This window comes from Hamadaea tsunoensis DSM 44101 (genome assembly GCF_000428945.1).
GTDB classification, from domain to species: domain Bacteria; phylum Actinomycetota; class Actinomycetes; order Mycobacteriales; family Micromonosporaceae; genus Hamadaea; species Hamadaea tsunoensis.
The window spans coordinates 20,765-31,207 of sequence record NZ_AUAX01000047.1 but is presented as its reverse complement, the minus strand read 5'-3'; the positions used below and the strand labels follow the sequence as shown (position 1 = coordinate 31,207).

Annotated in this window: 12 protein-coding genes; 7 read left to right on the top strand and 5 right to left on the bottom strand. The window is 65.8% G+C overall.

The window, feature by feature from the left end; translation table 11 throughout:
• The coding region (locus G401_RS0137735) for a winged helix-turn-helix domain-containing protein (RefSeq protein WP_027346559.1) at positions 1-346 on the top strand (346 nt) is incomplete at its 5' end.
• The gene (locus G401_RS0137730; RefSeq protein ID WP_322787779.1) at positions 298-915 is read left to right on the top strand and encodes a transposase; all 618 of its coding nucleotides are present in this window, start codon (positions 298-300) and stop codon (positions 913-915) included. The genes G401_RS0137735 and G401_RS0137730, both read left to right, overlap by 49 nt.
• A gap of 53 nt (positions 916-968) precedes the next feature.
• Here G401_RS0137730 and G401_RS0137725 read toward each other — a convergent pair whose 3' ends face one another.
• Positions 969-1,457, bottom strand: coding sequence for a hypothetical protein (locus tag G401_RS0137725; protein ID WP_157546760.1), 489 nt, complete (start codon positions 1,455-1,457; stop codon positions 969-971).
• A 410-nt stretch (positions 1,458-1,867) separates the two neighbouring features.
• Here G401_RS0137725 and G401_RS0137720 point away from each other — a divergent pair, with 410 nt between their 5' ends.
• Entirely contained in the window at positions 1,868-2,842 is a 975-nt protein-coding gene (locus tag G401_RS0137720; RefSeq protein ID WP_169734301.1) for an MmyB family transcriptional regulator, read from the top strand.
• Positions 2,843-3,110: 268 nt separating this feature from the next.
• On the opposite strand, the gene G401_RS0137715 is transcribed toward G401_RS0137720, so the two are convergent.
• Entirely contained in the window at positions 3,111-3,956 is an 846-nt protein-coding gene (locus G401_RS0137715) for a helix-turn-helix domain-containing protein (protein ID WP_027346555.1), read from the bottom strand.
• A 605-nt stretch (positions 3,957-4,561) separates the two neighbouring features.
• Complete coding sequence (locus G401_RS53855) at positions 4,562-5,152, bottom strand: hypothetical protein (protein WP_157546759.1); 591 nt, start codon at positions 5,150-5,152, stop codon at positions 4,562-4,564.
• A gap of 27 nt (positions 5,153-5,179) precedes the next feature.
• On the opposite strand from G401_RS53855, the gene G401_RS0137705 reads away from it, so the two are divergent.
• Positions 5,180-5,647, top strand: a complete 468-nt coding sequence (locus G401_RS0137705) for a hypothetical protein (protein WP_051367856.1) — start codon at positions 5,180-5,182, stop codon at positions 5,645-5,647.
• On the opposite strand, the gene G401_RS51175 is transcribed toward G401_RS0137705, so the two are convergent.
• Positions 5,644-6,249 carry a hypothetical protein gene (locus G401_RS51175; RefSeq protein WP_051367854.1) on the bottom strand — a complete coding sequence of 202 codons (606 nt, stop codon included), beginning with the start codon at positions 6,247-6,249 and terminating at the stop codon, positions 5,644-5,646. The genes G401_RS0137705 and G401_RS51175 overlap by 4 nt on opposite strands.
• Before the next feature lie 208 nt (positions 6,250-6,457).
• Here G401_RS51175 and G401_RS51170 point away from each other — a divergent pair, with 208 nt between their 5' ends.
• Both G401_RS51170 and G401_RS0137690 read left to right on the top strand, forming a co-directional pair.
• Entirely contained in the window at positions 6,458-7,579 is a 1,122-nt protein-coding gene (locus G401_RS51170) for a helix-turn-helix domain-containing protein (protein ID WP_064741954.1), read from the top strand.
• Positions 7,580-7,658: 79 nt separating this feature from the next.
• Positions 7,659-8,177, top strand: a complete 519-nt coding sequence (locus G401_RS0137690; RefSeq protein WP_157546761.1) for an HD domain-containing protein — start codon at positions 7,659-7,661, stop codon at positions 8,175-8,177.
• Here G401_RS0137690 and G401_RS58730 read toward each other — a convergent pair.
• Positions 8,088-8,444, bottom strand: coding sequence for a helix-turn-helix domain-containing protein (locus G401_RS58730; protein ID WP_407636970.1), 357 nt, complete (start codon positions 8,442-8,444; stop codon positions 8,088-8,090). The two genes, G401_RS0137690 and G401_RS58730, sit on opposite strands and share 90 nt — an antisense overlap.
• Before the next feature lie 188 nt (positions 8,445-8,632).
• Here G401_RS58730 and G401_RS0137685 point away from each other — a divergent pair, with 188 nt between their 5' ends.
• The gene (locus G401_RS0137685) at positions 8,633-10,078 is read left to right on the top strand and encodes a hypothetical protein (protein ID WP_157546758.1); all 1,446 of its coding nucleotides are present in this window, start codon (positions 8,633-8,635) and stop codon (positions 10,076-10,078) included.
• Positions 10,079-10,443 lie beyond the last annotated feature (365 nt).

The following is a 10,443-nucleotide window of genomic DNA, read 5'->3' as shown; positions in this document are numbered from 1 at the left end:
GGCGTGGCTGGCCGGTGGTGTGCAGGCGTTGGCTTCCAGGGGTGCTGCGGGTCCGGAGCCGAAGTTGTCCGATGAGCAGTTGGCCAGGTTGAAGGCGCGGTTGGAGCTGGGTCCGGCGGCGGCCGGGCATGGCGAGGACCAACGCTGGACCCTGGCGCGTATTGGTGACCTGATCGCGGTCATGTTCCATGTCCGGGTGGGTGTCACCACGGTGTGGCAGGCGATGCGGCGGCTGGGTTATCCCCCGCAGCAGCCGATCCACCGGGCGATCGAACGCGACGAGCAGGCCATCGCCCGGTGGCGCCGCTATCAGTGGCCGGCGCTAAAAGAGTCGCGACACGGCTGAACGCCTGGATCTGCTTCGCTGACGAGTGCGGTCAGACGCTGCGGGCGGCCAAGGCCACGACCTGGGCACCGCGTGGCGTGACGCCGGTGGTGAAGGTGACCGCGGCCGGTAACGCGCGGGTGTCGGTGGCCGGGATGGTCTGCTACCGGCCCGGCGACCGCAGCCGGCTGATCTACCGCACGATCACCTCCCGCGGTCGTAAAGGTGAACCGAAAGGCTTCCGGGAGAACGACTTCGCCGCTTTGGTCGACGCCGCCCATCAGCAACTCGGCGGGCCGATCGTGCTTGTGTGGGACGGCCTGGGTGCGCACCGTTCGGCCCGCATGCGGATGTTGATCGCTGCCCGGCCGTGGCTGCGCGTCTACCGGCTGCCTGGATACGCCCCGGAACTCAACCCCGCCGAGAAGGTGTGGTCAGCGATGAAACGCAGCCTGGCCAACCTGTCCGCCCGTACCGCTACCGCGCTGACCGCCGCGGTCAAGAACCGCCTCAAACGCATGCAGTACCGAACCGGCCTCATCGATGGCTTCCTCACCGGAACGGGTCTATCTCCACCACGACCACCCTGACCCCCACCCCGAAAAGTGTCTAGAGGGCCCGACCTGCGGACAGCATTGCGCGGTCACGGCAACTCGCATGCGCCGCGAGGCTCGATCGTCACCATCGAGAAGTACGCCTGACCGCTGTTGATCAGATCGGCGAGCAGCATCTCTCGATCGGGATGACCTTCCGGCGGCAGCCGCCCACGTGACACCACAACGACGTCGCATTCCCCGTCGCGCGGCCAATCCCCGAACGGCGCCGGTGTCCAGAACCCCTCGCCGTGCAGCATCAGCACGATCATGTCCTCGTACCGCTCGACGGTCGCATGGGGATTCGGCACGACCTCGACGATGCCGTCCAACGCCGTCTCGAAACCAGCCCCCCACAGCGCAAGTTCGTCTTCGGGAACCTCCAGCACCACGTACGGGTCGTCTGTCTCGACCCAAACGCCTGCTGTCAAACGAAACCGCAACGTGCGCAGACGGCTGGTAGCCAACAACAGCGGTGCCGAGCTGACCCGGCCCAGCACACCATGCGCAATTCCCCCTCCGACGAAGTCATCCGGCATCTATAGCCACCCCCGATGTTGTGATGCCAGAGGCGCACACCCGCTCTGGGCAGCACCTCCAATGATCAGCCTGCCCTGAACAGGCGCGCGCCAACAGCAACTGAGAGTTGCGATTTCACCGGAGTAGGAACAGACGAGCAGGTCAGGATGCCACACCGGGCCACTTGAGGCGGCCATCACACCGGTACTCGGACGGCTACTCAGGAAGCTACTCACCTGCGGAGAAGCCGTATGCGATCAAGAGCGAATCCATAATGGAGCGACGTTGTTGGCCCTGGTCAGGCGGCCTTCTCCAGGTTCCAGGCCTCATAGTTGACAAGCCATCAAATCGAGGCTCATGCTAGATGCTTCATTTTTCCGGCTCGCCCGTGCGGGTGCGCGAGCCGTCGCGATCCGCGCGGGGAGTCCAGATGGCTGTCGCACGAAGTGAAGGAGCCAGAAGACGCAAGGCCGTGGCGCGCCCGCGTCGCGCCATCCTGGCGTCTAACCCGGGCCCCGACCGCGAGCTGCTGTGCCAGGTGGGATCGATCAGCGACTACGACTTGAGCTGGCTGAACACGCGGTCGGATTTGTCGGCGCTGCTTCGCTCCTGGCGGATGCGCCGCACGCCGCACGACTTTCCCGACTTCCCGGAACTGTCGCAGCGCCCCCGCCGCAGCGGCTACCTCACCGTCGAAGACGCAGCAGCCGTCTGCGGCGTATCACCCGCCTGGTACCGCTCCTTCGAGACCGGCGAGCCGAACGGCTACAGCGTGGCCTTCCTCGAACGCGTCGCCGCCATGCTCGACCTCGACATCGCCGAGCGGGAGACCATGTTCCTGCTCGCCACCGGCCATGCGCCGACACAACTGTCCGTCGGCGGCATCCAGCACCTCAGCCCCGGCGCCCGCGTCATCCTGGACACGCACGCCTGGCCGGCCTACATCCTCGACCACGCCGGTGCCATCCTCGCCCGCAATCACAGTAGCCTCGCCTGGTTCCCCAGCCAGCGCACCGCGAATCACCTCTTCGTCTGGCTGTTCACGAACCCAGGCGCGCGCACCCAGTTCCTGGACTGGTCGCACGTCGCCCGCAACTCGCTGGCCCACCTGCGCATCCAGTACGCCCGCGCCCCGCATTGCCAGCTGCTACAAGAAACGCTTAAGACGATCCTCGAAAGCAGCAGCGAAGCGCGAGTCATGTGGAAGGTCAACCCCCGCGTCAGCTTCGGCGAAGACCGCCACGTCCGGCGAGTGCTCCTACCTGATGCGCCCGCCGAGACCGAGGTCGAAATTGTGTCAGCCACATTGGATGGACGCCTGGGTCTGCGATTGCACACTTTCGTGCCGGTCGGCGGCTACCGGCCCACCTCGACGCCCACGCCACCAAGCAGGCCGCGTCGATAGCTAAACACACCAGTGCGTTAAATTAAACGCACGGTGTGATTTACGTCAAACATGGCTGGCCGCAAGCAATCCCGTACGTCACGATGAACAGGTCAGCCAAAAGGGACTGACTTCGGGGGACCGGGCGGACGTGCGTCGAGAGCCACGGCCGCGATCCGCCCGACAGGCATCCCGGAACGCTCCGCCCCCGTACGTTTCGGCGCGTTCCGGGATCCTCCCGCCACAGACCGAAGGCGCACTCACCTTGCGCGCCAATGCATCCGACCGGCTAGGCGAGCGCGTCCGGCTCCGCTACGACGAGGTCGGGGCGAAACGCATCCACGGGTACGTACGCCCGCACGACAAGGCCCGGCGAATCCTGCGGCCGCAACGCCGAGACCACCACCGTGATCGGTTGCGCAGAGCCCGGCAGCAGCACGGTGTAACGCCGGCCGTTCTCGACGAACTCGCAACGCGTCTGGGTCTCCCACAGGCGGTCCAAGAAAGGACTGGCCTCGATGATGCTCAGCACGAACTCCCTGAGCGCCGGATCATCGGGCCGCTTGGTCAGCTCGGCCCGCAGCTGGGCGACCAACGCCGGCGCGTGCTCCGTCTCCCAATCGACCAGCTGTGCTCGCGTCACCTCGTCGGTCAGCATCATCCTCATCAGGTTGCCCTGTCGACGCGCGCCGGGGAACCAGCCGTAGAAGTCGTCATTGGCCGCGAGAACCAGCCAGGTGGAATCCGTGATCACGGTCGGATACGGAAGAGGGCCCAAGATCCCGAGGAGCGGCGACTCTCGCAGACGCTCGCGCCCCCGGTCGTTGGCCTCCATGCCCCCACGCACCCGAGAGCCCAGCGAGCGATGCTCGACAAGGAGAAACAGCGTCAGGCGCTCGTCATCCACCAGGTTGAGTACCGAAGCAATTCGATGCAGGAAGTCGTCGGAGTAGACCTTCGACAGCTCGCCGCGTTCCAGCATCGCGTACCAGTGGATCGAGATGTCCGCCAGCTCGGCGACTTCCTCCTGGCTGAGGTACGAAAACCGCCGTCCGGCACGCGACCCCGCCAACTCGGAGTGATCGTCGGCGCGGGTGCGCAACCGTGCCTCTCGCAGCATCTTGCTCACCTGCACGGAACGAAACCTATCGAGCCGATGCCGCCTCTTCCCATCGTCGCTACCCATCGCATACCCCCATGTGCACAGCCGGCCGCCACCCGGCCAACCGCCCGAACGGACCCGCGTGGCCCGCACGCCGCCGAAGGCTTCACCGCCCGGGAACGCAAGAGCGTCTCTGATGCGAGCCGTGTCCGAAGAACGAGCACAATACCCACCGTAAGATCATTGATCAAGAGCGTTTGCGGTGGTCGAAGGCATCGGCGAAGCCACCAAGACTGGGTAGCCGATCTACCAGGAGTCATACTCTGACAGCATCTTGACATCGCACATTGTCCTATATAGACGCTGAAGCGGCCGCTAGGCACAGGTCAAGGGCATCATGCGAAGCCCGACCACATGGACAGGCCGGTGCAGGCGCATGTGCGCCTACAGCCTGGGGTCACGCTCGCGCTAGCGCGGTTCGGCCCGCGGCCGCCAGCATGGCGTCGTGCGTCACGGCCAGCGTCAGCTGACGGGATGATCCATCGCGTCGTGACGTTCGACGCCGTCCGGCCGCACTTCGACCATGACCCAGCCGCCGGGCTCGATCCGACTCGGCGTCCTCGGCCTTCGAGGCGGCCTCATCTTGCGGCTGAAGCGGATGGGGCGCCGCTCATCGCCGCGGACAGCTGTGCGTACGACTGTGTAAGTTGGCCGCGCAAGGATGGCGGCAATCCTGGCGCCGCCAGCGCGGACCACTCTGCGAACCAGGGCATCAGCTTGCGCAGCCCTTCACGGTGGCTCCAAAAGTGGACAGGGTCAGGCGAGCGACTGGCCCGGCGGACCAGCGCACGAAAGGCGATGACCTTGTCTGCCGCCATGATGCGCGTGACCGCTCCGTCCGACGGTACGCGAGGCGCGGTCCCGGAAGTCATCGCCTGGTGTTCGTCGTGGACCGCGAGCACGAGCGGTGCCACGCCGTCGGCGACACCGTACGCGAGCGCCACGCTCAGGTTGGTATCAGGATGGGCGAACTCGGGAGTGTCGTGCAGCAGCGCCGCGGCGATCATCTCCGGGGTACTGGCGGGATCATGCGTACCGAGCGCGACCGCGACCCGGCATGCGTGAGTGAACGCGGGCGCGTCGTCGATGATCTGACCGTCGCAGTAGCGCCGAGACAAGTTCAACGCCCGGTCCACGATCGGGTGTCGCGGCCTGGTGAGATGTCCCACGGCCGGTCCTCCTCTACCCTCGGGTTTATGGCGCTCGATGAGCTGTATCTGCCGCCGGCCGAGGTGCAGGACGCGACGTGCGTGGTGTGCCCGGCGCAGCTGCTGCGGTTCGGCGCGTTCGATGTGGTCGACCGGCCGGGTGCCGACAACCGGTACGACCCGGACAGGGGCTGGCGGGTGAACGCGGCCAGTGGTGCCCCGACGTGCGTTCACCCGTACCGGGTCGGATTGCCGGCCGGTCTGTATGCGACCGCCGGGGTGTCGCTACCGGAGGTGCCGACGCCGCTGCGGACCCCGGATGCTCAGGATCTGGTCCTGCCCGACGATCCGACGTTGCTGGAGGCATGGCTGATCGCGGTTCTGCGTACCTCGACGCAGGGGCGGATGGCCTCCGCGCTAGCGGAGGCGGAGACCATCGCGTCCCGACGGTTTGCCTCGCGGGACGTGGTTGCCGCGATGCGGCGGGTCATGTCCCACGAACTGCCCCGGCTCTAAGCCGCGACCAGCTCACCGGGCACGGCCGGGGTGAAGGTGAAGTCGTGCCGGCGGCCCAGGTCGTGGATGCCGGCGCTGGCGTACTTCTGGTCGAGGGCGGCCAGGCGCCGCTTGGCCTCGGCGGTGCCGATCCAGTAGCGGTCGTTCATGACGCCCCAGCCGGCCGCCTGGTAGCACTGGGCGGTGTAGTCGCCCGGCTCCCAGCCGAACTCCTCCAGGTCAGTCATGTGCGGCAGCAGCACCCCGATCCGCGCCTGCAGGGCGGTGACGACGTTGTGCTGGGCCAGGACCGCGTGGGTCATCTCGTCGACGGGCAGCGACAGCAGCAACTCCGCCGCGACCTCATCGCCGGTCAGCGCGAACACGGCCGCCTTCAGCGCCAGCGCCTTCATCGCCTCCCCGAACAGTGCCGCCTTGTCGGCTTCGAGGTTCCAGCGGGCCACGACCGGATAGCCGGTGAACGTCGCCCAGCAGTCGACGTACTTGCCTGACGACTCGCGCAGCCGCTCGTACGCCTCGTCGGCCTCGATCGCGGCGAGGATCTCCGCGGCCCGGACGCCGACCGCCGCCGGGTCCGGCAGCATCGTGCTCGATGTGGACATGGCCTACCTCCTTCACAGGGGAAGGCTTGCGGGAGCCTTCCCGTACCGACCACAGTGGTGATGGGGCAGTCACAGCCGGCGATCATCCATCAGATCGGGAATCGGTGACTGTCACCGTGATATGTGACGTTATGGCAGCTCAAGCCAGATCTGGACTGACCGTCGGTACGAGTAGAAGCGCGCGTCAAGGTCGAGAGATGGGCAACCGATGAGGTCTTCCGCCGAAACCCCGACCCCCAGTCGGGGTTGGCCATCACACCGCGGTGTCGTCACCGGATACCTGTGGAAGCTCATCCGTGAATCCGCCTCGATGACGCAGACCGCACTCGCCGAGGACCTCGGCGTCGACGTCGCATCCATTCAGGCGTGGGAGTCCGGGCGGCGACCGCTCACCGCGCTACGCGCCGGCGATCTGGCCCGCTACCGGATCCACCTACTCCGCCAGGGCGCCAGCCCGGCGCTGTTCGGCGTCCTGCCCGACGCGATCGAAGCCGACCTCGTCATCGATCACGCACTCGCCACCGACCGGCACGACAGCGCCGCCGACCGGCACCCGCTCGCCGCGACGGTCCACCGGCGCGACCTCACCAACCTGATCACCTGGCCGATCACCGGCATCACACCAACGCACCTACGCCCCCTGCTCAGTCAGCCCGCCCGCCGCGGGCCAGTCGCCCGCCATCCCGTGCTCCTCGCACGCGATCAGGCCGCCCTCTTGCAGCACCTCGTCCACATCGCCGACGCCCACCAGGAAACCGCCGAGACACTTCTGCGCCGGCAGGCCGTCTACCTGCTGTCCTTCGACGCCAACAGGCAGACCGTTGACTGGCTGGCCGCCGAACACACCCGAGCGATGCGCCACGCCGTCCGCCCGCCCGACCTCGCCTCGTGGATGACGATCCGCTCGTCGGCCATCGGCCTGTCCCGCTACGGCCAACCCGACGCGCTCAGCGACTTCGTCCGCCTCGGCCTGGCCGACCACCAGCACGAAGTCGCCAACCTCGCCTACTGGGCGTACTGGGTCGGCGAGATCACCGAGATCCACACCGACGACCGGTTCATGACCACCGGCGCACCCACCTGGAACGGCGCGACCCTGCTCGCCCACTTGATCAACCGTGTCACACCCGGCGCCGACCAGATCGAACTCAACGTCCACACCCTGGCCCACCTCCTACTCGCCCGGCCCAACCTCCTCGCCCAGCGGCCCGACCTACGCCAGCGGACCCTGACCACCGTGAGCGACACTCTTGACAGTGGTGGACTCCGACCCGGAATCCGGCAAGAGTTGTCGAACATTGCGTACGCAGCCCGCCTGGCCGCCCGCTGACGAGAGGACCGACACCGTGGCAGACGACGCCTCGACCGACGACCAGCAAGCAACCGGCCTCGTCCAGTTCGCCTACGAGATGGGCGTGCTCAAGCGCGTACGCCGCGCCGGCTGGTGGCACGCCGTCGTCCGAGACCCCGAATCCGTCGCCGAACACAGCCTGCGCGTCAGCCAGCTCGCCGCCCTCATTGCCGCCGAAGAAGGCGCCGACCCCGCTCGCGCCGCGCTCCTCGCGATCTGGCACGACTCCCAAGAAACCCGCACCGGCGACCTGCCCCACACCGCCCGGCCCTACATCACCGGCCTCGACCCACAGGCCATCACCGCCGACCAGACCGCCTGCCTACCCGACCGGGCCGGCAACAGCGTGCGCGAAGCCGTGGCCGAGTACGAGACCAACGAAACCCTCGAAGCCCACTGCGCCCACGACGCCGACAAACTCGAATGCATCCTCCAGGCCGTCGAATACCGCGCCGCCGGCCACCAGCAAGTCCAAGGCTGGATCGACTCATCCCGCAAGAACCTCACCACCGGAACCGCGAAACGCATGGCCGACGCCGCCGTGGAAACCTCCGCGCTCGGCTGGCGCGGGAGATAGCCGCTCGCAGCGCACCGCCTGCCTCAAGCGGTGGCGAGATTCATCGCGTCGCGACGCTCGACGCCCAGCACGCCACAGATGTTGAGCCACACGTACACCCGTCTGCCGGTCGCATGGCAGACCGCCAGCCTCGATCCGGCTCGCTGTGACGGTGTCCACGCCGGCCCCGGACGCGACGTCGGTAATCGACAAGTGCGGCTCCGTACGAAACCGACGCAGCAGCCGGCCGAGTTCTTGCGCACGCAGCTGGGTGTACCGCGGCGACATCGAACCATCCGCCGCCGACTCGGCGCGTGAACCACTTGACCTGCTCACCGTCGACGCCTCGTCCGCATCCGGCTCGGTAAAGGCGTCCCTTCGTTGCAACTGAATGCCTGTGCGGCGACACGTCCCAGCCTGAGGCAGCCGGGCGTAATGTGGACGACAGGGTTAAGGCTCGCTGCGATAATGAAGCAATGAACGCGACGTCTACGATCACTTACAGCGAGTTCTCGGACTTCGTACGTGCGTTCAATCAGGATGCACTCATTGTGTCGGTAGCTCGCATCGGGTCTTCGCTGCCAGACAATGCGGAAGAGCTGCCTTTTCGAATTACACCGCCGTGGGCGCTTGCAGGCATCGTCAAGGCGTCGATTGCCCACGGGAACCGCCATCGGCGACGTATCGCAACGGACGATGATATTCGCCGCGCCTGCCAGATGTACAACAACCTCAACCCGGAACTTTCACAACCGGACCTAGCGGACGGCTTCGGCATTCTCGCTAGAATGGCCTATGAGCAATTCCCATTGCAGGAGTCGATCTTCGAGGAGATGGCTCGCGCAGAACTGTTCTTCACTGACTATTCTGGGCGAAGGCAACTAGAGGTCGTCAGCGACGCAACCATGAGCCAGCTTCTAGGCGCCACTCCACGTGCGGCCGTCGAAATCGCGCTCATTCTGTATGCGTCCGCTAAGACAAACGATGGATTCTTCGATCCCGCGTGGCCAGATCAACCGAATTTCGCAAAGGTACTTGAGCTGGTGGCGCGCGACGAAATACTGTCCGTCATCGACTCGGTCATGGCGATCGACCTCGCCACGTTCAAGGCTCAGGTTGAGGCAACCAAGCAACTGCCGTACCTCGACCGCTACCTGTTCAATCCACTGCACGCCCGTCCGCTGCTCAGGATGCCAGATGGTCGACTGCTTGCGCCCATACCGCACCTCGTCGGCCGACGGCTTTCGCCAATCGAGCTGTACTACGACGGTCTGAAGCGGTGGGATGTGGCGTTTACTCATGATCTTGGCGAGCTGCTTGAGGACTACATCGGCCGGCAGTTCGGCACGTTGCCCGACGCCGCGGTGCATCCAGAAGTCGTCTTCACCAAGCGTAAGCAGGAGTACAAGAGCACAGATTGGTTCGTGATCTTCGATGAGATGGTGCTGATCGTTGAAGCCAAGGCGCGGCGTGCGATGGCCGCTGTCCGCGCAGCCGACGCGACGGCCAAGGCGGACTACAAAACCACGCTCGGCAAGGCTTTTGATCAGATCAACCGGACCTACGACCTTCTTCAGCAGAATCTGCCGGAATTTCAACACATACCAACAGATCGGCCCATCCTGGGCCTGGTCGCGACGCTCGACCCTTGGTACATCGCCAACAGCATGGCTCGCCCGTTGCTGCCCGCGACCAAAGTGCCCGTAATGGTGGCGTCAGTCCGCGAGATCGAGCACCTGGTTGGTATCGGCCAGCGGCGGTCGGTTGGCGGCGTGCTTACTGAGATCATGAATCCGAGCGAGGTCCGGCAATACTGGGAGTTGGGGGTAGCGTTGGGGCCGTTCGATGCGCCGAATGACCGCAACCCCTTACTGGACGACGCTTGGAGCCGGCTCGTCTTTGATGATCTTGAAGAGGTGTAATCCAGCCTTACCTCCCCGCGCCCACCTCATTGAAGCCTCCGCAGCCCGGACGACGCCCCTTGGCTCGACCTGAACGCCGTGCGCAGGCGCTCATCGATGCGGGGGTACGCCGCACCCTCATTGAACGGAGCCTGCACCGAGCCAATCAGAGCGGAGGAGCGGCCTCTGAGGTTGATTATTGGTCGCCGGATGAGTGTCCGTCGCCGGAATGAACTCCGACGTGGGATCACCAGGCGCAGGTCCCTTCGAGTGCAGATGACGCTGTTCAGTCTCCCGAGGTAGCGGAATGGGTAATGATGAGGACAATGGCTTGACCCTCCGTCTTCGCTCGGCGGACCCTTTCTTCATCCGAGGACGACCGGAGG